The following is a 21,877-nucleotide window of genomic DNA, read 5'->3' as shown; positions in this document are numbered from 1 at the left end:
CCCGATCCCCCTTGGGAAGGAACCTCGCATGAGCTCCGACACCGTCGTCGGGACCGAGGACCGGCTGGTCCGTTCCGGCGTGCGCCGGGCCGGGCGCCGGCTCGTCCCCCTCCTGATCCTGCTGTACTTCGTGAACTACCTGGACCGCGTGAACATCGGGTTCGCCGGGCCGAACGGCATGAACGAGGAGCTGGGCCTCTCCGCGACGATGTTCGGCGTCGCGGCCGGGGTGTTCTTCATCGGCTACCTGCTGCTCGAGGTGCCCAGCAACCTGATGCTGCACCGCTTCGGCGCCCGCCGGTGGATCGCCCGCATCCTCGTGACCTGGGGGATCATCGCCACGCTCATGGCGTTCGCGCCCAACGCCACGGTCCTGATCGTGCTGCGCTTCCTGCTCGGCGTGGCCGAGGCGGGCTTCTTCCCCGGGATCATCCTGTACCTCACGTACTGGTTCCCGGCGGGGCAGCGGGCCCGGATGACGGCGTGGTTCATGACCGCGATCCCGATCTCCACCGCGCTCGGCGCCGTCGTGTCCTCGTTGATCATCGAGCACGGCGACGGTCTCTTCGGGCTCTCCGGCTGGCGGGTCATGTTCCTGCTGGAGGGGATCCCGGCGGTGCTGCTCGCCGTCGTCGTGTGGTTCTCCCTCACCGACCGCCCGTCGGCGGCGACGTGGATGCCGCAGGAGGAGAAGGACGCGCTGGAGCGCGCGCTCGCCGCAGAGGGCCGGGAGGTCTCCGAGGCCGGGCCGAAGTCCGTGCTCGGGGCGCTGAAGAGCCCGCGGGTGCTGGCGCTGTCCTGGGTGTACTTCGGCGTGGTCTACGGCCTCTACGCGCTCGGCTTCTTCCTGCCGACGATCATCAAGGGCTTCTCCGCGCAGTACGGCACCCACTTCACCACGGTGCAGCAGGGGCTGATCAACGCGATCCCGTACGTCGTCGGGCTGGTGGCGATGATCGTGTGGACCCGGCGCTCGACCAACCCGACGATCCGGGTGGCGGTGCCGGCGCTGGTCGGCGGCGTGGCGATCCCCGTGGCGCTCTACCTGTCGAACCCGTGGCTGGCGATGGTCGCCGTGACGATCTGCGCGTGCGGCGTGCTGGCGGCGCTGCCCGGCTTCTGGTCGCTGCCCACGGCGTACCTGACCGGCGCCGCGGCCGCGGCGGGGATCGGCCTGATCAACTCGCTGGGGAACCTGTCCGGGTTCGTGGCCCCGTACGTCACCGGGGCGCTGTCCGACGCCACCGGCAACAACAAGCTCGGGCTGTGGGTGGTCGGGATCTGCATGGTCTCCGCGGCCGTGGTGACCTGGCTGCTCCGCCGCACGCGGAGAGGCGCCGCGACGCCCACGAAGTGATCGTCCAGGAGTGAACTCTCAGGGGCGGCGCCGCCGGACCACGGCGCGCGCCGCCCCGACGATCCGCTCCAGGCCCTTCGCATGGGCGCCCTGCCAGTAGACCCGCCCGCACGAGCGGCACCGGGAGAACTCGGCGTAGGTGCGCCGGGTGCCGGCCTTCAGCCGGTCGGCCACCTCCTCGGCGGCGACGGGCGCGAGCTCCCCGTTGCACGCCGTGCACCGGGTCGACGGGGCGAGGGGCGGGGCGAAGCGGTCGAGCACGTCGGCGAGCTGGTCGTCCGGGCGGTCGCCGCGCACGTGCGCGCCGGCCCAGAGCGCGCGGCGCATCAGCAGGCCGCGGTCCTGGGTGAGCACGATCCGGCGCTGCGCGGCGCCGTCGCGGACCAGCTCCGCGTCGGCGGCGTCGTTGCGGTAGGCGGCGTCGATCCCGAGCACCCGCAGCCGGCGGGCCAGGGCCCCGAGCCCGACGTCGAGCAGGAAGCCGGTCGCGCCCGGCACCTCCTGCGGCCGGTCCACGGGCAGGATCGCGATCTCGACCCCCGGCACCGGGCGGTCCTGCGGTGCGGCCGGACGCCCGTCGAGCCGCAGCGCGCCGACCTCGGTGAGCGGGATCCCGAGGCTCTGCACCACGTGCCCGAGGGTGGCGTCGCCGTCCCACGGCACCGTCGCGCGGGCGCGGCGGCGCTCCCGCGGCAGGAACGGCCACAGCGCAGGGTCGGTGCGCACGTCCAGCGTCCCCCGCGTGCGCGGCTCCGGGCCGGGCATCCTCCGAACGCTACCGGCGACCGGGGGACCCGCACTGCGCCGTCCGGGGCAGTCCCCGCTCGCCGCGTGGCACGCGGGCTTCCCGAGACGGCACGATGCGGAGCGTGATGGACCGCCCGTACGTGATCGCCTCGGCGGCGGTGTCCCTCGACGGCTACATCGACGACGTCGCCGAGGCGCGGCTGATCCTGTCCGACGAGGAGGACCTCGACCGCGTCGACGAGGTGCGGGCCTGGGCCGACGCGGTGCTGGTCGGGGCCAACACCATCCGCGCCGACGATCCCCGGCTGCTCGTCCGCTCCGCCGAGCGGCGCCGGGCCCGGGTCGCGGAGGGCCGGCCCGAGTCGCCGGCCAAGGTCACGCTGACCCGGTGCGGCAAGGTGGACCCCGGGGCCCGCTTCTTCACCGCCGGCGACACCCGCCGGTTCGTCTACACGTGTGACGCGACGGTCGAGGAGGTGCGGTCGAAGCTCGGCGGCGTCGCGACCGTCGTCGGCGCGGGGGACCCGCTCGAGCTCCCGCGCATGCTCGCCGACCTGCGGGGACGCGGCGTCGAGCGGCTGATGGTCGAGGGCGGCGGGGCCGTCCACACCCTCTTCCTCGCGGCCGGCGCCGTCGACGAGCTGCACGTGGTCTACGCGCCCTTCTTCGTCGGGCAGCGCGACGCCCCGCGGTTCGTCAACCCCGCCGACTTCCCGCAGGGCCCCGCCTCCCGCATGCGGCTGGCGAGCTCGCGGCAGATCGGCGACCTGATGCTCTTGTGCTATCGCCCCCGGCACGATGACTGAGCGCGCGCTCTTCCTCGACGCACCGGGGCAGGTCTCCCTGCACGAGGTCGAGGTGCCGCGCCCCGGGCCGGACGAGGTGCTGGTCCGCACCCTGCACTCCGGTGTCAGCCGCGGCACCGAGGCCCTGGTGTTCCGCGGCGGGGTGCCGGAGAGCCAGCGCGCGGTGATGCGGGCGCCGTTCCAGGAGGGCGACTTCCCGGCGCCGGTGAAGTACGGGTACCTCAACGTCGGGGTGGTCGAGGAGGGCCCCGCCGGGCTGACCGGGCGCGCGGTGTTCTGCCTGTACCCGCACCAGACCCGGTACGTCGTGCCCGCGTCCGCCGTGACCCCGGTGCCGGACGGGACGCCGCCGGAGCGCGCGGTGCTCGGCGGCACCGTGGAGACCGCGGTCAACGCGCTGTGGGACGCCGCACCGCTGATCGGCGACCGGATCGCCGTCGTCGGGGGCGGGATGGTGGGCTGCTGCGTCGCCGCGCTGCTCGCGGGGATCCCGGGCGTCCGGGTCCAGCTCGTCGACCCGCTGCCGGCCCGCGCCGCGGCCGCCGACGCGCTCGGCGTCGTGTGGGTCCCGCCGGAGGAGGCGGCCGACGGCTGCGATCTCGTGGTGCACACCAGCGCCACCGAGGCGGGGCTCGCCCGGTCCCTGGAGCTGCTCGGACCGGAGGGCGAGGTCGTCGAGATGTCCTGGTACGGCGACCGCCCCGTGCGGGTGCCGCTGGGTGAGGCCTTCCACCCCGGCCGGCTGACCATTCGCAGCAGCCAGGTCGGCATGGTGTCCGCCGCCCGGCGCGCCCGCCGGAGCTTCGGCGACCGGATCGCCCTCGCGCTGCGCCTGCTGGCCGATCCGCGGTACGACGCCCTCGTCACGAGCGAGGGGTCGTTCTCCGGGCTGCCCGCGGACCTGCCGCGGATTCTCGGCGAGGGCGGTGAACCGTCCGGGCTCCTCCACCGTGTCACCTACTGACACCGCGAGGAGGAGCAGTTGTTCGGGATCACCGTTCGCGACCACATGATGGTCGCCCACAGCTTCCGCGGCGAGGTCTTCGGACCGGCGCAGCGGCTGCACGGCGCCACGTTCGTGGTCGACGCGACCTTCCGGCGCGCCGAGCTCGACGCCGACGACCTCGTCGTCGACATCGGGCTGGCCACCACGGCCCTGCAGGCGGTGCTCGGCGAGCTCACCTACCGCAACCTCGACGACGACCCCGCCTTCGCCGGCCGCAACACCTCCACGGAGTTCCTGGCGAAGGTCGTCGCCGACCGGCTGGCCGAGCGGGTGGCCGCGGGCGAGCTGGGGGCGGGCGCCCGGGGTCTCGAGGGCATCGCGGTGACGCTGCACGAGTCCCACGTGGCGTGGGCGACCTACGAGCGGCCCCTTCCGTGACGGTGGCCGCGCCGGTGGTGGCGGCGGTGCTGCCCGCCGACGTCGACGACCCTTCGCGGCCCAGCGGCGGCAACGTGTACGACCGCCGCGTCCTGGCCCGGCTCGCGGGGGTGCACGAGATCGCGGCGGGCGGTGCGTGGCCGCACCCGTCGCCGGCCGACCGGGCGGCGCTCGCGGGTTCTCTGGGAGCCCTCCCCGACGGGGCCGTGGTGCTCCTCGACGGGCTGGTCGCCTGCGGGGTCCCCGAGGTCGTGGTGCCGGAGGCGGCGCGGTTGCGGCTGGTGGTGCTGGTGCACCTCCCGCTCGCCGACGAGGCCGGCGCCGATCCCGCCCTCGCCGAGCGGGAGCGGGCGGTGCTGGGCGCCGCGGCCGCGGTCGTCGCGACGAGTGCGTGGTCGGCCGGGCGGCTCGCCGTGCTGCACGGCCTGCGCGACGTCCCGGTGGTCACGCCCGGCGCGGAGCCCGCGCCCCTCGCCGCGGGCTCGGACGGCACGAGCCTGCTGTGCGTGGGCTCGGTGACGCCGACGAAGGGCCAGGACCTGCTGGTCGGCGCGCTGGCCGAGATCGCCTCGCGGCCGTGGCGCTGCCGGCTGGTGGGCCCGCTCGGCCGGGCGCCGGCGCACGTCGAGCTGGTCCGGGGCTCGCTGGAGGGGTACGGCCTCGCCGGCCGTGTCCTGCTCGAGGGCCCGCTCACCGGCGCGGCCCTCGGCGAGGCCTACGCCGCCGCCGACCTGCTCGTCCTGCCCTCGCGCGCCGAGGCCTTCGGGATGGTGGTGCTGGAGGCGCTGGCGCGGGGGATCCCGGTGCTCGCCACGGACGTCGGCGGGGTGCGGGAGGCCCTCGGCACGACGGCGTCCGGCGAGCTGCCCGGTCTGCTCGTCGCCCCCGACGCGCAGTCCCTCGCGGCCGGCCTGGCCGAGTGGCTCGACGACCCGGCCCTGCGCGCCCGCCTCCGCGAGGCAGCCCACGAGCGCCGGGGGACGGTCCCTGGCTGGGACGTCCCCTCCGCCGCCCTCGCCGCGATCCTCGAGGGGGTGCGGTCGTGAGCGCCCCCGTGATGCCCGCCCCGGCACCGCAGTACGGATCCACAACGCCGACTGGTCCTGCTGCTGAGTCGCAGTATGGATCCACAACGTGCTCGGACCCTGCTGCTGAGTCGCAGTATGGATCCAGAACGCTCGCGGGGCCTGGTGCTGGAGCGCGTCATGGATCCATCACGCGTTGCGTGGGCGCCGCGTGGCGCGCGATGCGACCGGTGCTGGGGTCGTCGCGGGTCCGGACGGCCGCGGCGATGGCGCTGCTCGCCGCGGTGGTCTGGCGGCTGGGCGCGGGTCCGGTGCTCGACGGGCTGCGCGCGCTCGACCTCTCCGCGGTCGTCGCGGCCCTCGTGATCGGCGCCGGGACCACGCTCTGCGGCGCCGCCCGCTGGGTCCTGGTCGCCCGGCGCCTCGGGATGCCGCTGCGCCTGGGCCCGGCCGTGGCGCACTGCTATCGGGCGCTGTTTCTCAACTCGGTGCTGCCGGCGGGGATCCTCGGCGACGTCGGCCGGGCGGTCGAGCACGGGCGCGCGGTCGGCGACGTCGGCCGCGGCGCCCGGGCCGTGATGCTGGAGAAGGTCGCGGGACAGATCGCGCTGGTGGTGGTCGGGACGGTCGTGCTGGTCGCGGAGCCCGCCGTCCTCACCGCGCTGTCCCTGCCGGCGCAGGTGTGGGGCCCGGCGCTCGGTGTGCTCGGTGCGGCCGCCGTCGTCGCGCTGCGCGTCCGCCGGGTCCGGAGCGGCCTGGGAACCCTGCTCGCCGACGCCCGCCGCGGCCTCCTGGCCCGTGACGCCTGGCCCGGCGTCGCTCTGCTCTCCCTGGCCGCGCTCGCCGGGTACCTCGGGCTGTTCCTGGTCGCGGCCCGCACCGTCGGCGCGACCGCCCCCACCGCGCAGTTGCTCCCGCTCCTGGTGCTGGCCCTGTTCGTGATGGGCCTGCCGGTCAACGTGGGCGGGTTCGGCCCGCGCGAGGCGGTGGCCGCCGTCGCGTTCGGCGCGGTCGGCCTCGGCGCCGCCCAGGGACTCTCCGCCGCCGTCGCCTACGGCGTCCTGACGGTGGTGAGCACCCTCCCCGGCGGCCTGGTCCTCCTCGCCGGCCTCCTCCGCCGCGCCCGTCCGGCCCGCCGGCTCACCACCGCCACGGCTGCGGCCCCAGCCCCAGCCCCGGCCTGATCGCCGGTTGCGGGCGCTGACGGTCTTCCCCGCCGCCGTCAGTGCACGCAGCCGACGATCACGGCGGCAGCGCGGCCACCTGATCATCGGCTGTGTGCGGTCACGGCTCGGCCGGCAGCCCTCGGCGCACGCAACCGGCGATCGCCCGGACCTGAGAACGACGAGACCCCGGTCACGCGGACCGGGGTCGTGATCGGGGAGTTGTGCTCTGTGTCCGAGGGGGGACTTGAACCCCCACCCCCTACTCGGGGACTAGCACCTCAAGCTAGCGCGTCTGCCATTCCGCCACTCGGACTTGCACCGCCCGGGCCCTGCCCGGTGCGACCGTTGAAGCATAGCGGAGGCCATCCGGGCCCCGCGCAGGGGCATGGGTGTGGGGCCGGGGTGGTAGGAACATGGTCATGACCGGCCCGCTCAGCGCGGTGGACGAGGTGGTCGAGCTCTGCTCGGACCTCATCCGCATCGACACGTCCAACACCGGCAACCCGGAGACCGTCGTCGGGGAGAAGGAGGCGGCGGAGTACGTCGCCGGGAAGCTCCTCGAGGTCGGCTACGAGGTGGAGGTGCTCGACTCCGGGGCCCCCGGGCGGAGCAACGTGTTCTGTCGGCTCGAGGGGGCGGACCCGGAGCGGGGCGCGTTGCTGGTGCACGGCCACCTGGACGTCGTGCCGGCCGAGCCGAGCGAGTGGTCGGTGCACCCCTTCTCCGGCGCGGTGCAGGACGGCTACGTCTGGGGCCGCGGCGCCGTCGACATGAAGGACATGGTCGCGATGACCATCGCCGTCGCGCGGCAGTTCAAGCGGGAGGGCTACGTCCCGCCGCGGGACATCGTGTTCGCCTTCGTGGCGGACGAGGAGGCCGGCGGCTCGTACGGGTGCCAGTGGCTGGTGGAGCACCGGCCGGACCTGTTCGAGGGTGTCACCGAGGCGGTCGGCGAGGTGGGCGGGTTCTCGCTCACCCTGGGCCAGGACCGCCGCGTCTACCTGATCGAGTCGGCCGAGAAGGGCATGGCCTGGATGCGCCTGCGCGCCAAGGGCAGGCCCGGCCACGGCTCCTTCCTGCACGACGAGAACGCCGTGACCGTCCTGTCCGAGGCCGTCGCCCGGCTGGGCAACCACCGCTTCCCGCTGGTGATGACGGACACGGTGCGGGCCTTCGCCGACAGCATCCGCGAGCTCACCGGCATGGAGTTCCCCGACGAGGACATCGAGGGCGCCTTCGCCAAGCTCGGCCCGGTCGCGCGCATGGTCGGCGCCACGGTCCGCGACACGGCGAACCCGACCATGCTCAACGCCGGCTACAAGGCCAACGTGATCCCGTCGACGGCCGAGGCCGTGGTCGACTGCCGGGTGCTGCCCGGCCGTCGGGACGCCTTCCTCCGCGAGGTCGACGGGCTGCTCGGCCCGGACGTCGAGCGCGAGTGGATCCAGGACCTCCCGGCCCTGGAGACCGAGTTCGAGGGCCCGCTGGTCGAAGCCATGGCCGCGGCCCTGCGCACCGAGGACCCCGAGGCCAGGACCGTCCCGTACATGCTCTCCGGCGGCACGGACGCGAAGTCGTTCGTCCAGCTGGGCATCCGCTGCTTCGGGTTCGCCCCGCTGCGGCTGCCCCCGGACCTGGACTTCGCGTCCCTCTTCCACGGCATCGACGAGCGCGTGCCGGTCGACGCGCTGGAGTTCGGCGCCAAGGTCCTCGATCGCTTCCTGAGGAACTGCTGATGGATCTCACGGACAAGGTCGCGCTGGTCACCGGCGGCGCCTCCGGCATCGGCGCGGCGGCCGCGCGGCGGTTGGCCGCGGCGGGCGCGCACGTGGTCGTCGCCGACCGCGACGGGGACGCCGCCGAGCTGGTCGCGGGGGAGATCGGGGGCACGGCCCGCATCGCGGACGTCACCGACCCCGAGGCCGTCGCCGCGCTGGTCGCGGCCGCGGAGGAGGTCCAGGGGCACCTCGACGTGGTGCTGCTCAACGCCGGCATCACGTCGGGGCAGTCCGGGATCGCGGATCTCGACCTCGCCGGCTACCGGGCGATCATGGGCGTCAATTTCGACCACGTGGTCTTCGGGCTGGCGGCCGCGGTGCCGGCGCTGCGCCGGGCCGGGGGCGGCCGCATCGTGGCCACGGCCTCGCTCGCTGGCCTGGTCCCGATGCCCGGCGACGCGCTCTACACGGCGTCCAAGCACGCCGTCGTCGGGTACGTCCGGTCGGCGGCCCCGGTGCTGGCGCCGGAGGGGATCGTCGTCAACGCCGTGTGTCCCGGCTTCGCCGACACCCCGCTGATCGCCCGCGCCAGGGCGCAGTTCGGCGACTTCCCGCTGCTCACGGCCGAGGACGTGGCCGCAGCGGTCGAGGCGATCCTCGAGCGCGGCGAGCCGGGGGAGTGCTGGTTCGTGCAGCCGGGGCGCGAGCCCGCGCCCTACGGATTCCGCGGCGTGCCGGGACCCAAGGGGGCCGGCGCGCCGCCGCCGGTGGACTGGGAGACCGGGCCTCAGTAGGAGAGTTCCGGGAGCATCTGCCCGGTGCGCCGGCGGCGCAGCCACACCTTGCGCACCCCGCCCGGGTAGAGCCGCACCCGTGACAGCTCCCACCCGGCGTACTCGGCCTGGATCGCGAGGCGCACCGCGGCGGTCAGCCGGGGCACGTCGCCGTCGATCCGGAGGGGGCGGTACTCCCAGTCCCCCTCCACGTGGGGTTTCCCGTCGGCGTCGACCGCCTCCACCGCACCGGTACCTGCCACCGGTCACCTCCTGCCGTGCTCGCGACCCCCGGTGAACCGGGGGTTACGCGTCCACCATACGAGGGTGTCGCGCGCCGGTGCCAGGGTTCGGCGCGAGCTTCGCGAACCGGTCAGGGCCCGGCGCTGACGTCGTCGAGCGCGGCCCGGATCTCCGGTGGCAGGGACACCGACTCGGTGGCCAGCGAGGCGGAGAGCTGGGCGGCGTCGCGGGCCCCGACGACGGCCGCGGCCACCCCGGGCCGGTCCCGGACCCAGGCCAGCGCGACGGCCAGCGGCGACGTCCCGAGCCCGTCCGCGGCGGTGAGCACGGACTGGACGATCCGGGCGCTGCGCTCGTTGCGCCGCGCCTCGACGTAGGCCGCGAGGACGGGCGAGGTCGCGCGGGAGTCCGCCGGCGTGCCGTCGGTGTACTTGCCGGTGAGCACGCCGCGCCCGAGCGGGGCCCAGGCGAGCAGCCCCAGGCCGTGGTGCCGCGCCGCGGGCAGCAGCTCGGCTTCGGGGCCGCGGTGCAGCAGCGAGTACTCCGCCTGCGCCGAGACGGGGAGCACGACGTTGCCGAGGGAGCGCGCCCGCTCCGCGACGGTGGCGAGCTGCCAGCCCGCGGGGGCGACCAGCCCGGCGTAGCGGACCTTCCCGCTCAGCACCGCGACCTGGATCGCCGAGAGGGTCTCCTCGAGCGGGACCTGCGGGTCCCAGCCGGGCAGCTGCCACAGGTCGAGCCGGTCGGTGCGCAGCCGGCGCAGGGTGGCGTCGAGGCCGTGCAGCAGGGCGCCGCGCGCGGCCTGCCGCCCCAGGGCACCGTCCGGCGGCCCGCCGCGGGCGGCGATCACCAGGTCGTCCCGGTCGACGAGGCCCGCCTCGAGATGGACGCCGAGGACCTCCTGTGCGGTGCCGTCGCCGTAGACGTCGGCCGTCTCGACGAGTGTCCCGCCGCCCTCGACGAAGGCGAGGAGCTGCTCGCCCGCGCCGTCGGTGTCCGTGTCCTCGCCCCAGGTCATGGTGCCCAGACCGATCCGGGACACCTGCAGCCCCGACCCCCCGACCCTCCTGCGCAGCACTTCACGAGCCTGCCATCCGGGGGTGGGTCCGCGGCGGCCGACCCCGCCCTCGCTACGGTGACGCCCCGTGACCGCCATCCGGGACGACATCCGATGAGCTGGCTCGAGGTCGTGGTGCTCGGCCTGGTCCAGGGCCTGACCGAGTTCCTCCCGATCTCCTCGTCGGGGCACCTGCGGATCGTGTCCGGGCTGTTCTTCGGCCACGACCCGGGCGCCGCCTTCACGGCCGTGACCCAGATCGGCACCGAGCTCGCGGTGATCATCTACTTCGCCAAGGACATCGGGAACCTGGTGGCGACGTGGTTCCGCGGGCTGCGCGACCCCGAGGTCCGCGCGACCCAGGAGTACCGCATGGCCTGGATGGTCATCATCGGGACGATCCCGATCGGCGTGCTCGGCGTGCTGTTCAAGGACCAGATCGAGACGGTCGCCCGCAACCTCTGGCTGATCGCGACCACGCTCGTCGTCTTCGGCATCCTGCTGGGCCTCGCCGAGCGCTACGGCCGGCAGGAGCGCCCGCTGGAGAAGCTGACCATGCGGGACGGGATCATCCTCGGCTTCGCGCAGGCCATGGCGCTGGTCCCGGGGGTGTCCCGGTCGGGCGGCACGATCACCGTCGGCCTGTTCCTCGGCCTCGAGCGGGCCGCCGCCGTGCGGTTCTCGTTCCTGCTCGCCATCCCCGCGGTGTTCGCGTCGGGCCTGTTCACGCTGCCGGACGTCTTCGCGGGCGACGGGCCCTCGCCCGCCCAGATGATCGTGGCCGTGGTCATCGCCGGGGTGGTCGGCTACGCCGTGATCGCGTGGCTGCTGAGGTTCGTCGAGAAGAACACCGTCTACGTGTTCGTCGCCTACCGGATCGCGCTCGGCGTGGCGCTGATGGCGGCGCTCGCCATCGGCGCCGTCTCCGCCACCTAGGACCCGGCACGTAGTCTCGATCGTCGTGACCACCCTGATCCTGCTCCGGCACGGCCGGTCGACGTCCAACACCGCGGGCGTGCTCGCCGGCCGGACGCCGGGCGTCGAGCTGGACGACAAGGGCCGCGAGCAGGCGGCGGCAGTGGTCGACCGGCTCGCGCCGCTGCCGATCGCCGAGATCGTCACCTCGCCGATGCTCCGGTGCCGGCAGACCGTGACCCCGCTGGCCGAGGCCCGCGGCCTGGCCCCGGTCGTCGAGGAGGACCTCTCCGAGGTCGACTACGGCGACTGGACCGGCGGGAAGCTGTCCGAGCTGGCCAAGGAGGACCTCTGGAAGGTCGTCCAGGCGCACCCGTCCGCGGCGGTGTTCCCCGGCGGCGAGGGACTCGCCGGGATGCAGGCCCGCGCGGTTGCCGCGGTGCGGCACCACGAGCGGCGGATCGCGGCCGCGCACGGGCCCCACGCGATCTGGGTCGCCTGCAGCCACGGGGACGTGATCAAGTCGGTGCTGGCCGATGCGCTGGCCAGCCACCTCGACAACTTCCAGCGGATCGTGGTCGACACCTGCTCGATGTCGGTCGTGATCTACACGACGACCCGGCCGTTCGTCGCGCGGGTCAACGACGTCGGCGGCGACGTCGCCTCGCTGGTCCCGCCGCCGCCGAAGGAGGGCGAGGAGGGGCAGGGCGACGGCACCCCCGAACCGGCCGCCGAACCCTCGTCCGACGCCGTGGTCGGTGGCTCCACAGGGGCCTGACGGGCTGGTCGGCCACACCGGGGTGCCACGCCCGCGGGGTTGGCCTACTCTGGGTTTCGCCATGTCACGCGTCATCCACGTCTTCCGCCAGCCCGAGCGCTTCGTCGCGGGCACCGTCGGCGAACCCGGCGACCGGGCCTTCTACCTGCAGGCCATCGAGGACGCGCGCACGATCAGCGTGCTGCTGGAGAAGCAGCAGGTCTCGGTGCTCGCGGAGCGGATCGAGGCGCTGCTCGCCGAGATCGCGCGGCGGTTCGGCAGCGAGGTCGACACCGGGCAGGAGGTCGAGTCCTCGGACAACGACCCGCTGGCCGTGCCGCTCGAGGAGGAGTTCCGGGTCGGCACGATGGGCCTGGGCTGGGACGCGGACTCGAGGTCCATCGTGGTCGAGCTGCTCGCGGTGACCGAGGAGGAGGTCGACGAGTCCGTCGTCCTCGACGACACCGAGGAGGGCCCCGACGCGCTGCGCGTGTTCCTCTCCCCGCTGCAGGCCCGCGAGTTCGCCGACCGGGCCGAGAAGGTCGTGTCCGCCGGGCGCGCCCCGTGCCCGCTGTGCGCGGAGCCGCTGGACCCGCAGGGCCACGTCTGCGTGCGGCTCAACGGCTACCACCAGCGCTCCCCGATGGGGGACGTCTCCGGCGCGGGCGAGTAAGCGCGCTTGACCGGTTCCGACCTGCGCGATCCCGCGGTGCCCGACGTCCTGCGCAGGGGACGAATCGAGGTCACCGGGCGGATGGTCGACGCCTCCAACGCCACCCTGTTCGGCACCGTCTCGGCGGACGGCTGCACTCTGCAATGCGTCTACAAGCCGGTGCGCGGCGAGCGCCCGCTGTGGGACTTCCCCGACGGCACACTGGCCGGCCGCGAGGTCGCCAGCTACCTGATCTCCGAGGCCGCGGGCTGGCACCTGGTACCGCCGACGGTGCTGCGCGAGGGCCCGTTCGGCCCGGGCATGGTGCAGGCCTGGGTGGAGACGGAGACCACCGAGGACCTCGTCGACATCTGCTCGCCCAAGGAGGTCAAGGCGGGCTGGCGCGGGGTGCTGCGCGCCCGGGGTGACGACGGCTCGCCGGCGGTGCTGGTCCACGCGGACGACCCGCGGCTGCGGGCCATGGCGGTGTTCGACGTCGTGGTCAACAACGCCGACCGCAAGGGCGGGCACGTGCTCGCCGGCGACGACGGCCGGGTCTACGGCGTCGACCACGGGCTCACGATGCACGTCGAGGACAAGCTCCGGACGGTGCTCTGGGGCTGGGTCGGCGAGGAGCTCGACGACGCGGAGATCGAGGCGCTGTCCAAGCTGCGCGCCGAGCTCGCCGGGAACCTGGGCGAGGAGCTGGGCCCGCACGTCACGCTGTCCGAGATCCGGGCGCTCACCGACCGGGTCGACCTCCTGCTGGCCGTACCGCTGTTCCCCGAGCCCTCGGGCTACGGCCCCGCCATCCCCTGGCCCGCGTTCTAGGCTCTCCGGCCATGAGCACCACCATGCCGGCGGCGTTCGTCGGGCACGGCAGCCCCATGAACGCGCTGGAGCGCAACCGCTGGACCGAGTCCTGGCGCGCCCTCGGTGAGGCGCTGTCCCGGCCGCGCGCGGTGCTCGTGATCTCCGCGCACTGGTACATCAATGCCACCGCCGTGACCGCGATGCCGCGTCCGCGCACGATCCACGACTTCTTCGGCTTCCCGCAGGACCTGTTCGCCGTCGACTACCCGGCGGCGGGCGCGCCGGAGCTCGCCGAGGAGGTCGCGGAGATCGTGAAGCCGACGTGGGTGGGGGCGGACGTCGACAGCTGGGGCCTCGACCACGGCACCTGGTCGGTCCTCGCGCACGTCTTCCCCGAGGCGGACGTGCCCGTCGTCCAGCTGTCGATCGACGCGACGAAGCCGCTGGAGTACCACCTGGACCTCGGCGCCCGGCTGGCCCCGCTCCGCGAGCGCGGGGTGCTGGTGCTGGGCAGCGGCAACGTCGTGCACAACCTCGCCGGCATGGACGCCCGCCGGCCGGAGTCCGGCTTCGACTGGGCGCAGCGGTTCGACGACGCCGCCCGGGTAGTGCTCACCGGCGAGCCCGAGGAGGTGCTGCGGCTGCGCGAGGCCGGCGACTGGGCCGCGGCCGTGCCGACGCCGGACCACCTCGTCCCGGTCCTCTACCTCGCCGGGCTGGGCGCGGCCGCCGGGCACGGCGCCGACGTGCTGGTCGACGGCTACACCTACGGCTCGCTGTCGATGACCTCGTACACGCTCGACCTCGACGCGGTGCCCCAGGCAGCGGGGGAGGAGCACGCCGCGCCGCTGCCGCCGGGCGTGCCGCCCGGGTCCACGAACATCTAGGCCTGGCCGCGCCCGTACCCGTCCAGCCAGGTCCGGTCGAACCACGGCGGGAGCGGGGGCGTGGCGTCGAGGGTCAGCGCGCGGTCGCGGAAGCGGACCGTGCGCGTGCCGTCGGCCCGCGCCGTCACCCGGATCGGTTCGAGGTTCTCCGGCTCGCCCGCCTCGTCGTCGCCGAAGCAGGTCACCGCGAACGCGCGCATCGGCGCCGAATGGGTGGCGACGACGGCGACCTCGCCCGCCGGGAGCGCCAGCGCGTCGATCCCGCGCCAGACCCGGTGCGCCGCGACCTGGGGCGGCTCGAAGTACAGGCCGGGTGTGCGGATCCAGTGCGTGATCGGCCCGCCCGCCGCGGCGACCTCGCGGAAGTCCGAGTCGAAACGGGCGTACTCCTGGGCCCAGTGCGGCAGCTCTCCCCGCAGGTCCAGGCGCTCGCGGACGGCCACGGAGGTGTCGACCACCCGTCCGTGCAGGAAGAAGCGCAGGTTGTCGAAGGCGGGGTCGGGATAGGGCTCGCCGGCCGCGATCCCGGCGTCGACCAGGATCTCGTGCACGAGCGCGGCCGTGGCGGTCGCCCGCGCGGTGCGGGCGCGCGGCATCAGAACCCGGACGCCCGCCGGGAGCTCGGCGGCCAGCGCCTTCCCTCGCGCCCGGGCCTGCTCCTCGCCCCGGGCGGTGAGCCCGTGGTCGCCGTCGTAGCCGTGGGTCTCCCCGTGCCGGAGCAGGACGACGTCGTACCCGGTCACGGGCCACCTCCCTGTGTGCGCCTGGGGCCACCGTAGATCGCCGACCCCGCCGGCCGGGACCGGCCGTTGCCGCCTCGGGAACGCCTACGCAGGGTTGCTTACGCAGTTCCGCGTATGGCAACGCGACCCGCCGATCGCCACGCTGGGTGACGAGGAGGTGGGGTCGGGTGGATCCGGGGACGGGCGTGCGCCGCGCGCTGCCGTACGCGCCGGGGGAGTGGGCGCGGCTGATCTCGTCCGCGGTCATGGGCCTCGCAACCGTCGCCGGGTCGACGCAGGTGAGCTCGCTGGCCTCGGGGCTCGTGCTGGAGTGCGGCCGCCGCCTCGTCACCGCCCTCGACGCCGCCTGCCGGCCCGCCCGCCGGGGCGAGCAGCACCTGAGCCCGCACCTCGTGTACGTGACGGTCGACCCCGGCGACGTCGTGGTGCTCGGCGCGGCCGCGCGGGAGCTGGGGCTCCGGTTGCTGCCGCACGTGCCCGCACCGGGCGATCCGGGCGGAGCGTCGCCCGTGCTCGACCCGCCGGCCACGGACGCCCCCGCGGCGCTGTCCGTGCTGGTCCCGGACATGACCCTGGTCCACGTGCTGCTCGACACCGACCACGGCAGCGACACCGACGTGCTGCGCCGCTGCGGCGCCGACGGAACCGTGTTCGAGGCGCCGCCGCCCGAGGCGATCGCCGCGCACCACCGCGTCGCCGCCCGCGTGCTCACGCTCTGGCGCGCCGGCCTCCCCGGGTAGCGGATCACACCTCCTCGCGACGATCGCGGGTCGCCCCCGCACCGCCCCGAGGGGCAGGATGGGCCCCCGGGAGCGGGTGGCGCGAGCGCGCGGCCGCCCGCCGGCGGAACTCACGAGCAGCGACGAGCGACACCACACCGAGGGAGCGAGCGCATGGCGGAGAAGAGCCGGATCGGCGTCACCGGGCTGGCGGTGATGGGCGCGAACCTGGCCCGGAACATCGCGAGCCGCGGCGTCCCGGTCGCCGTGCACAACCGCACCACGGCGAAGACCGAGCAGTTCATGGCCGAGCACGGGGGCGAGGGCGACTTCACCGCCACCGAGTCCGTCGAGGACTTCGTGAACGCGCTCGAGCGGCCGCGGCGGATCATCGTGATGGTGAAGGCGGGCAAGCCCGTCGACGCCGTCATCGAGGAGCTCACCCCGCTCCTCGACCAGGGCGACATCGTCATCGACGCCGGCAACTCGCACTTCCCGGACACCGTGCGCCGCACCGCCGAGTGCGAGGCGAACGGCATCCGGTTCATGGGCGTCGGTGTGTCCGGCGGCGAGGAGGGCGCGCTGCTCGGGCCGAGCATCATGCCCGGCGGCGACCCGGAGGCCTACGCCGAGGTCGAGGAGATCTTCACCGCCATCTCGGCCAAGGTCGACGACACCCCGTGCTGCGTGCACGTCGGCCCCGGCGGCGCCGGGCACTACGTCAAGATGGTGCACAACGGCATCGAGTACGCCGACATCCAGCTCATCGCCGAGGCGTACGACCTGCTCACCCACGTCGCCGGTCTCGACGCCCCGGCGATCGGGAAGATCTTCGAGGAGTGGAACAGCGGCGACCTCGAGTCCTTCCTCATCGAGATCACCGGGAAGGTCCTCGCCAAGACGGACGAGAAGACCGGCCGGCCGCTCGTCGACGTCATCGTGGACCAGGCCGAGCAGAAGGGCACCGGCCGCTGGACCTCGCAGGACGCGCTGGACCTCGGCGTCCCGCTGACCGGCATCACGGAGGCGGTGTTCGCCCGGACCCTGTCCGCGCTGCGGGACGAGCGCAGGGCGGCGTCGACCACGCTGGCGGGCCCGTCGCCCGCGCAGAAGGCGGACGACCAGCTGGTCGACGACATCCGGCAGGCCCTCTACGCGTCCAAGGTCGTGGCGTACGCGCAGGGCTTCGCCCAGATGCGCGCGGCGTCGATCGAGAACGACTGGGACCTCAAGCTCGGCGACATGGCCACGATCTGGCGCGGCGGCTGCATCATCCGCGCGCAGTTCCTCAACCGGATCCGCGACGCCTACGCCGAGCACCCGGACCTCGACAACCTGCTGATGGTCCCGTACTTCACCGAGGCCGTGGCCGACGCGCAGGACGCGTGGCGGCGGGTCGTGACCGTCGCGACGGAGCAGGGCGTGGCGATCCCGGCCTTCTCGAGCTCGCTGTCGTACTACGACGGCTACCGCCGCGAGCGCGGCCCGGCCAACCTCATCCAGGGCCTGCGGGACTACTTCGGCGCCCACACCTACCGGCGCATCGACGCCGAGGGCTCCTTCCACACCCGCTGGGCCCAGGACGGCTCCGAGGTCCAGACCGGCTGACCCTGTGAGTGGCAATAGTCGCTATGGCGACTATTGCCACTCACAGCACTCAGAGGCGCAGGTGGGGCCAGTCCGCCGTGTCCCGCAGCAGCTGACGGTCGTGGGTCGCCACGACGACCGTTGCCTGCGTCGTCCGCAGGGCCTCGGTCAGCTCGTCGACCAGGGCCGCCGAGAGATGGTTGGTCGGCTCGTCGAGCAGCAGGACCTGCGGGCGGGCCGCCAGCACCAGGGCCAGGTCGACCCGGCGCCGGGCGCCCACGGACAGCTCACGCAGCGGACGCCCCGCGTCCCGGCCGGACAGCAGCCCGAGTGCGCCGAGCGGGACCGCCTCACCCGGGTCGAGGTGTCCGGCCGACACGAGCCGCGCGACCAGTGACTCGTGCACCTGGTGCGCGCTGCGGTCCGCCGGCAGGTCGGACTCCTGCCGCAGGTAGCCCACCCGCCGGCCGAGCCGCGCCAGCTCACCGAGCAGGGTGGACTTGCCGGCCCCGTTCGGCCCGGTGACCACGAGCCGGTCACCCGCGGCCAGGTCGACGGTCCGCGGTGCGAGCCGGCCCGGCACCCCCACGTCCCACGCGTGCAGCGGCCGCCGCCGAGCTGCGGCATCTCGAACCGCAGCGGCGGCGGGGGCACGGACACCCGGTGCGCCGCCAGGTCCTCCTGCCGCCGGTGCACCGCCCGTACCAGTGCCGGCGCCCGGGTGGCCCGGGCGTGCCTCCCGGTGCCCTTCGGCGGCCGCCAGCCGGACTGCAACCGGTTCTGCGCGGCGGACAGGTCGTCGGCGAGCCGCCGGTGCTCCTCGGTCTGGTCCCGGTGCAGCGCCTCCCAGCGGGCGCGCTCGGCGGTCCGGCCCTCGACGTACCCGGACCAGCCGCCGCCGTAGGTGCGGGGGCGGCCGTCGGCGGACGGGTCGAGGTCCACGACGGTCGTCGCGACGTCCGCCAGCAACGCCCGGTCGTGGCTCGCCAGCACGACCACGCCCGGGTGCTCGCGCAGCCGGTCGGTGAGGTGCGCGAGCCCGGCGGCGTCGAGGTGGTTGGTGGGCTCGTCGAGCAGCAGGACCGGGTGCCGCGCGCCGAGCAACCCGGCGAGCCGCACCCGGTGCCGTTGCCCCACGGACAGCGTGCCCAGTGGCCGGGACCTGTCGGTCACCGCGCCGAGGGCCTCCAGCGAGACGTCGACGCGCCGGTCCGCGTCCCAGGCGTCGAGCGCCTCGGCCGCGGCGAGGGGCGTCGGCGTAGGTGTCCGGGTCGTCCTCGATGGTGAGGGTCGCCGCGTCGAGCGCGGCGAGGGCGGCCCGGACCTCCGTCAGCTCCCGGTCGATCAGGTCGCCGACGGTGCCGGCGGCCGGGAGCTGCTGGTCCGCGACCCCGGCCGAGCCGGCCCGTCGGACCTCGCCGGAGTCCGGCACGAGGTCGCCCGCGAGCACGCGGAGCAGGGTGGTCTTGCCGCGGCCGTTCTCCCCGACGAGGGCGACGCGATCGCCCGCGCCGGCGGTGAGGTCGACGCCCGTGAGCACGGGCCGCCCGCCGAGGGCGACGCGCACGGACGACAGTGCGAGATGGGTGGTGAGCAGCGCGGAGCACATGGTTCTTCCTCGGGGGTACGCGAAGGGCGGCCCCGCGGTCACGCGGGCCCGGACGTCGTCCGGTGCTCAGAGGAAGAACAGCTGCGTACTCACGGGACCGACGGTATCTGCGGCGTCATCCGGTTTTCGGTGGGCCGCCGGTGCCTCGCGCACGCGCAACGGCGCTCCGGGGGCACGGGTAGCGTTCGCGGATGGCCGACGTGCGCGCCCTGCTGATCGACATCGACGGCGTCCTCACCGTGTCCTGGGAGCCGCTCGAGGGCGCCGTCGACGCCCTGCGCCGGATCCGCGCGGCGGACCTGCCGTTCGCGCTGGTCACCAACACGACCTCGCGCACCCGGGCCGAGATCGCCGGCACGCTCGCCGACGCGGGCTTCCCGGTCGAGGTCGACGACGTCCTCACCGCCCCCGCCGCCACGGCCGAGCACCTGCGCACCCACCACGCGGACGCGCGGGTGGCCCTGCTGAGCAGCGGCGACGTGGCGGCCGACCTCGGCGACGTCCGGTTCGTGGACCTCACCGAGCGCGCCGACGTCGTGGTGCTGGGCGGGGCGGGCCCCGAGTTCACGTACGAGGCCCTCGACGCCGTCTTCGCCCGCCTGCAGGAGGGCGCGACGCTGCTCGCGATGCACCGCAACCTGTACTGGCGCACGTCGTCGGGCCTGCAGCTCGACACCGGCGCCTTCCTCGCCGGGCTCGAGGAGGCCGCGGGCGTCGAGGCCACCGTGCTCGGCAAGCCGTCGGAGGCCTTCTTCGCTGCGGTGCTGTCGCGGCTGGGTGTGGCGGCCGAGGAGGCCGTGATGATCGGCGACGACGTCGAGGCGGACGTCCTCGGCGCGCAGGCGGCCGGCATCGGGGGCGTCCTCGTGCGGACCGGCAAGTTCCGCCCGGAGGCCGAGGAGGGCGTCGGCGGGGAGCGCCCGCAGCGGGTGGTCGACTACATCGCCGACGTCCCGGACCTGCTCGGGCTCTAGGGGATCGGGCCGGGGGGATCGGGCTGGGGGACCGGGGGGATCGGGCGCGCCGGGGCCGGCAGGTACTGGCGGAACCCCCGCCACGGCGAGCAGGCTGTCGGGCCGGGGCGGTCCGAGTGCTGGGGGACGTGCGTGATGGGTGTGCGAGGGCGACTCGCCGTGGCGGTGGTCGGGTTGACGGTGCTCGTCGCGGCGTGCAGCGGTGGGGGGACGACGACCGCGCCGTCCCCCGGGGCCGGGGTCACGCCCGCGCCGGCCGCCGCCAGCGACGCACTGCCCGGCATGCCGCCGGTCACCAACGCGCGCAACGTCTACGCCGACGCCGGGGCGAACATGCTCTCCGACGCCGCGAAGGCCGCGAAGCCGCTGGTCTACGTGCCGCACACCAAGTCCGGCGAGGTCCGGGTGATCGACCCGGCCACGTTCGCCGTCGTGGGGGTCCACCGCCTGGGCGGGGAGCTGCAGCACGTCGTGCCCTCGTGGGACATGCGCACCCTGTACGCCACGGACGACATCCTCAACAAGGTCGTGCCCTTCGATCCGGTGACCGGCAAGCCCGGCGCCGCGATCCCGGTGCAGGATCCGTACAACATGTACTTCACCCCGGACGGCAGCACGGCGATCTCGGTCGCCGAGGCGCAGAAGCGGCTGGTGTTCTACGACCCGCAGACCTGGGTGCAGCAGGGCGACCTGCCGACCCCGGACTGCGCCGGCATCGACCACGCCGACTTCACCCCGGACGGCCGGACCGCCGTGTTCACCTGCGAGTTCGCCGGGCGGGTCGCGGTGGTCGACGTCCCGCGCCGCGCCCTGCTGCGGACGATCGACATGCCGACCCGCAACACGCGCATGGGCCCGCAGGACATCAAGCTCGCCCCGGACGGCTCGGTCTTCTACGTCGCCGACCACGACCAGAACGGCCTCTGGGTGCTCGACGGCGCGGCCACCCGGGTCATCCGCGAGATCCCGACCGGGCACGGCGCCCACGGGCTCTACCTCTCCCGGGACGCGACGCGGCTCTTCGTCACCAACCGGCACGAGGGCTCGATCAGCGTCCTCGACGCCTACACCGGCGCGCTGATCACGACCTGGCACATCCCGGGCGGCGGCAGCCCGGACATGGGCAACGTGACCGCGGACGGCAGCCAGCTGTGGCTCTCGGGCCGCTACGACCGGGAGGTCTACGTGCTCTCGACCGTCGACGGCAGCCTGATCCGGAAGATCGACGTCGGCAACGGCCCGCACGGCCTGTGCGTGTGGCCCCAGCCGGGGCGCTACTCGCTCGGCCACACCGGGATCACCCGCTGACCATCACCTGCTGAACGGGGAGGACGCGTGACGGCCGACGAGCGGGACACCGCCGCCGGGTCCCGCGCGGCCGGCCGCACCGAGCGGCTCTTCCGGCTCGCCCTGCTCGTCAAGGGGATCGACGGCGCGGTGGAGCTGATCGGCGCGCTCGTCCTGGTCGCGGTGTCCGGCGCGGCCGTGCACCACCTCGTCGCCGAGGTCCTCGCCCACGACCTGCTCGGCCCGCCCGACGGCACGCTCGCCCGGCACTTCGTCGCCGGGACCACCGAGTTCGTGTCCGGCGACCGCACGTTCGCCGTGCTCTACCTGGCCCTGCACGGAGTGGTGAAGCTGGCGCTGGTGGTGGCGCTGCTGCGCAAGTGGCTGCCGGCCTACCCGGTGGCGATCGCCGTCCTGCTGCTGTTCGTGGTGTACGAGGTGATCCGGGCGGTCCACACGGGCTCGCTGGTGCTGCCCTTCCTCGCCGCCCTGGACCTCGCGATCACGATCCTGGTGATCCGGGAGTACCGGATGCTGCGCCGGGAGCGCCGCGCAACCTAGTGCTAGGAGGGTGCTGAACTAAGCCCGCTTGGCGCGGTTGGACGTTGGACTCGCGGGAGCATGCGCGTAAACGGCGTTTATGCGCTCGGGTTGGGGT

At 74.5% G+C, this 21,877-nt stretch carries 22 protein-coding genes, 1 tRNA gene and 1 pseudogene; 18 read left to right on the top strand and 6 right to left on the bottom strand.

Annotated features, from left to right (window positions below; genetic code table 11):
* Window positions 1-28: 28 nt before the first annotated feature.
* Window positions 29-1,357 carry an MFS transporter gene (locus tag AB0B41_RS23580; RefSeq protein ID WP_358206763.1) on the top strand — a complete coding sequence of 443 codons (1,329 nt, stop codon included), beginning with the start codon at window positions 29-31 and terminating at the stop codon, window positions 1,355-1,357.
* An 18-nt stretch (window positions 1,358-1,375) separates the two neighbouring features.
* Here AB0B41_RS23580 and AB0B41_RS23575 read toward each other — a convergent pair whose 3' ends face one another.
* Window positions 1,376-2,122, bottom strand: a complete 747-nt coding sequence (locus AB0B41_RS23575; RefSeq protein ID WP_358206761.1) for a Mut7-C RNAse domain-containing protein — start codon at window positions 2,120-2,122, stop codon at window positions 1,376-1,378.
* Between the two features lie 107 nt (window positions 2,123-2,229).
* Between AB0B41_RS23575 and AB0B41_RS23570 the strand changes: the two genes are divergently transcribed.
* From AB0B41_RS23570 to AB0B41_RS23550, 5 genes are all read left to right on the top strand, one after another.
* Window positions 2,230-2,910 (top strand): dihydrofolate reductase family protein, encoded by a 681-nt coding sequence (locus AB0B41_RS23570; RefSeq protein ID WP_358206817.1) that lies wholly within the window; start codon window positions 2,230-2,232, stop codon window positions 2,908-2,910.
* Window positions 2,903-3,874, top strand: coding sequence for a dehydrogenase (locus AB0B41_RS23565; protein ID WP_358206759.1), 972 nt, complete (start codon window positions 2,903-2,905; stop codon window positions 3,872-3,874). The genes AB0B41_RS23570 and AB0B41_RS23565 overlap by 8 nt, the downstream gene beginning before the upstream one ends.
* A gap of 18 nt (window positions 3,875-3,892) precedes the next feature.
* Window positions 3,893-4,294, top strand: a complete 402-nt coding sequence (locus tag AB0B41_RS23560) for a 6-carboxytetrahydropterin synthase (protein ID WP_358206757.1) — start codon at window positions 3,893-3,895, stop codon at window positions 4,292-4,294.
* 2 nt (window positions 4,295-4,296) lie between these two features.
* Window positions 4,297-5,340 carry a glycosyltransferase gene (locus AB0B41_RS23555; RefSeq protein ID WP_358206815.1) on the top strand — a complete coding sequence of 348 codons (1,044 nt, stop codon included), beginning with the start codon at window positions 4,297-4,299 and terminating at the stop codon, window positions 5,338-5,340.
* A 179-nt stretch (window positions 5,341-5,519) separates the two neighbouring features.
* The gene (locus AB0B41_RS23550) at window positions 5,520-6,503 is read left to right on the top strand and encodes a lysylphosphatidylglycerol synthase domain-containing protein (RefSeq protein ID WP_358206755.1); all 984 of its coding nucleotides are present in this window, start codon (window positions 5,520-5,522) and stop codon (window positions 6,501-6,503) included.
* Between the two features lie 211 nt (window positions 6,504-6,714).
* On the opposite strand, the gene AB0B41_RS23545 is transcribed toward AB0B41_RS23550, so the two are convergent.
* A tRNA-Leu gene (locus tag AB0B41_RS23545) sits at window positions 6,715-6,798 on the bottom strand.
* A 106-nt stretch (window positions 6,799-6,904) separates the two neighbouring features.
* Here AB0B41_RS23545 and AB0B41_RS23540 point away from each other — a divergent pair.
* Window positions 6,905-8,221 carry a M20/M25/M40 family metallo-hydrolase gene (locus tag AB0B41_RS23540; RefSeq protein WP_358206753.1) on the top strand — a complete coding sequence of 439 codons (1,317 nt, stop codon included), beginning with the start codon at window positions 6,905-6,907 and terminating at the stop codon, window positions 8,219-8,221.
* Complete coding sequence (locus AB0B41_RS23535; protein ID WP_358206750.1) at window positions 8,221-8,997, top strand: SDR family NAD(P)-dependent oxidoreductase; 777 nt, start codon at window positions 8,221-8,223, stop codon at window positions 8,995-8,997. The genes AB0B41_RS23540 and AB0B41_RS23535 overlap by 1 nt, the downstream gene beginning before the upstream one ends.
* Here AB0B41_RS23535 and AB0B41_RS23530 read toward each other — a convergent pair.
* A complete protein-coding gene (locus AB0B41_RS23530) occupies window positions 8,991-9,239 on the bottom strand; it encodes a DUF5703 family protein (protein WP_231498316.1) in 249 nt (82 codons plus the stop codon). The genes AB0B41_RS23535 and AB0B41_RS23530 overlap by 7 nt on opposite strands.
* A 110-nt stretch (window positions 9,240-9,349) precedes the next feature.
* Window positions 9,350-10,297: an aldo/keto reductase gene (locus tag AB0B41_RS23525; RefSeq protein WP_358206747.1), complete on the bottom strand. Its 948-nt coding sequence runs from the start codon at window positions 10,295-10,297 to the stop codon at window positions 9,350-9,352.
* Between the two features lie 93 nt (window positions 10,298-10,390).
* Between AB0B41_RS23525 and AB0B41_RS23520 the strand changes: the two genes are divergently transcribed.
* The 5 genes from AB0B41_RS23520 to ygiD all read left to right on the top strand — a co-directional run bounded on the left by AB0B41_RS23520 (window position 10,391) and on the right by ygiD (window position 14,300).
* On the top strand, window positions 10,391-11,212 hold the full coding sequence (locus tag AB0B41_RS23520; RefSeq protein WP_358206745.1) for an undecaprenyl-diphosphate phosphatase: 822 nt from the start codon (window positions 10,391-10,393) through the stop codon (window positions 11,210-11,212).
* A gap of 25 nt (window positions 11,213-11,237) precedes the next feature.
* On the top strand, window positions 11,238-11,969 hold the full coding sequence (locus tag AB0B41_RS23515) for a histidine phosphatase family protein (protein ID WP_358206743.1): 732 nt from the start codon (window positions 11,238-11,240) through the stop codon (window positions 11,967-11,969).
* A gap of 61 nt (window positions 11,970-12,030) precedes the next feature.
* Window positions 12,031-12,621 (top strand): DUF3090 domain-containing protein, encoded by a 591-nt coding sequence (locus tag AB0B41_RS23510; RefSeq protein ID WP_358206741.1) that lies wholly within the window; start codon window positions 12,031-12,033, stop codon window positions 12,619-12,621.
* 6 nt (window positions 12,622-12,627) lie between these two features.
* The gene (locus tag AB0B41_RS23505; RefSeq protein ID WP_358206739.1) at window positions 12,628-13,431 is read left to right on the top strand and encodes an SCO1664 family protein; all 804 of its coding nucleotides are present in this window, start codon (window positions 12,628-12,630) and stop codon (window positions 13,429-13,431) included.
* A gap of 11 nt (window positions 13,432-13,442) precedes the next feature.
* A complete protein-coding gene (gene ygiD / locus AB0B41_RS23500) occupies window positions 13,443-14,300 on the top strand; it encodes a 4,5-DOPA dioxygenase extradiol (RefSeq protein WP_358206736.1) in 858 nt (285 codons plus the stop codon).
* Here the strand turns inward: ygiD and AB0B41_RS23495 are convergent.
* A complete protein-coding gene (locus tag AB0B41_RS23495; RefSeq protein ID WP_358206734.1) occupies window positions 14,297-15,043 on the bottom strand; it encodes a histidine phosphatase family protein in 747 nt (248 codons plus the stop codon). The genes ygiD and AB0B41_RS23495 overlap by 4 nt on opposite strands.
* A 167-nt stretch (window positions 15,044-15,210) precedes the next feature.
* Between AB0B41_RS23495 and AB0B41_RS23490 the strand changes: the two genes are divergently transcribed.
* Both AB0B41_RS23490 and gndA read left to right on the top strand, forming a co-directional pair.
* Window positions 15,211-15,783: a hypothetical protein gene (locus AB0B41_RS23490; RefSeq protein ID WP_358206732.1), complete on the top strand. Its 573-nt coding sequence runs from the start codon at window positions 15,211-15,213 to the stop codon at window positions 15,781-15,783.
* 153 nt (window positions 15,784-15,936) lie between these two features.
* A complete protein-coding gene (gndA, locus tag AB0B41_RS23485) occupies window positions 15,937-17,370 on the top strand; it encodes an NADP-dependent phosphogluconate dehydrogenase (protein WP_358206730.1) in 1,434 nt (477 codons plus the stop codon).
* A 49-nt stretch (window positions 17,371-17,419) separates the two neighbouring features.
* Here gndA and AB0B41_RS23480 read toward each other — a convergent pair.
* Window positions 17,420-18,958: pseudogene (locus AB0B41_RS23480) on the bottom strand (ATP-binding cassette domain-containing protein).
* A gap of 191 nt (window positions 18,959-19,149) precedes the next feature.
* Between AB0B41_RS23480 and AB0B41_RS23475 the strand changes: the two are divergent.
* The 3 genes from AB0B41_RS23475 (at window position 19,150) to AB0B41_RS23465 (ending at window position 21,780) form a co-directional block, all read left to right on the top strand.
* On the top strand, window positions 19,150-19,932 hold the full coding sequence (locus AB0B41_RS23475; RefSeq protein WP_358206727.1) for an HAD-IIA family hydrolase: 783 nt from the start codon (window positions 19,150-19,152) through the stop codon (window positions 19,930-19,932).
* Window positions 19,933-20,067: 135 nt separating this feature from the next.
* Window positions 20,068-21,240 carry a YncE family protein gene (locus tag AB0B41_RS23470; RefSeq protein ID WP_358206725.1) on the top strand — a complete coding sequence of 391 codons (1,173 nt, stop codon included), beginning with the start codon at window positions 20,068-20,070 and terminating at the stop codon, window positions 21,238-21,240.
* A gap of 27 nt (window positions 21,241-21,267) precedes the next feature.
* Window positions 21,268-21,780 carry a DUF2127 domain-containing protein gene (locus AB0B41_RS23465; protein ID WP_358206723.1) on the top strand — a complete coding sequence of 171 codons (513 nt, stop codon included), beginning with the start codon at window positions 21,268-21,270 and terminating at the stop codon, window positions 21,778-21,780.
* Window positions 21,781-21,877: the final 97 nt, after the last annotated feature.

This window comes from Pseudonocardia sp. NPDC049154 (assembly GCF_040648315.1).
Lineage (GTDB): Bacteria > Actinomycetota > Actinomycetes > Mycobacteriales > Pseudonocardiaceae > Pseudonocardia.
This window is presented reverse-complemented; position numbering and strand designations above follow the sequence as displayed.

Excerpts from the sequence above, each read along its gene's own strand:
- AB0B41_RS23580 (WP_358206763.1), top strand. The coding sequence starts at position 29 with ATGAGCTCCGACACCGTCGTCGGGACCGAGGACCGGCTGGTCCGTTCC.
- AB0B41_RS23575 (WP_358206761.1), bottom strand. The coding sequence starts at position 2,122 with ATGCCCGGCCCGGAGCCGCGCACGCGGGGGACGCTGGACGTGCGCACC.
- AB0B41_RS23570 (WP_358206817.1), top strand. The coding sequence starts at position 2,230 with ATGGACCGCCCGTACGTGATCGCCTCGGCGGCGGTGTCCCTCGACGGC.
- AB0B41_RS23565 (WP_358206759.1), top strand. The coding sequence starts at position 2,903 with ATGACTGAGCGCGCGCTCTTCCTCGACGCACCGGGGCAGGTCTCCCTG.
- AB0B41_RS23540 (WP_358206753.1), top strand. The coding sequence starts at position 6,905 with ATGACCGGCCCGCTCAGCGCGGTGGACGAGGTGGTCGAGCTCTGCTCG.
- AB0B41_RS23535 (WP_358206750.1), top strand. The coding sequence starts at position 8,221 with ATGGATCTCACGGACAAGGTCGCGCTGGTCACCGGCGGCGCCTCCGGC.
- AB0B41_RS23520 (WP_358206745.1), top strand. The coding sequence starts at position 10,391 with ATGAGCTGGCTCGAGGTCGTGGTGCTCGGCCTGGTCCAGGGCCTGACC.
- AB0B41_RS23510 (WP_358206741.1), top strand. The coding sequence starts at position 12,031 with ATGTCACGCGTCATCCACGTCTTCCGCCAGCCCGAGCGCTTCGTCGCG.
- ygiD (WP_358206736.1), top strand. The coding sequence starts at position 13,443 with ATGAGCACCACCATGCCGGCGGCGTTCGTCGGGCACGGCAGCCCCATG.
- gndA (WP_358206730.1), top strand. The coding sequence starts at position 15,937 with ATGGCGGAGAAGAGCCGGATCGGCGTCACCGGGCTGGCGGTGATGGGC.
- AB0B41_RS23475 (WP_358206727.1), top strand. The coding sequence starts at position 19,150 with ATGGCCGACGTGCGCGCCCTGCTGATCGACATCGACGGCGTCCTCACC.
- AB0B41_RS23470 (WP_358206725.1), top strand. The coding sequence starts at position 20,068 with ATGGGTGTGCGAGGGCGACTCGCCGTGGCGGTGGTCGGGTTGACGGTG.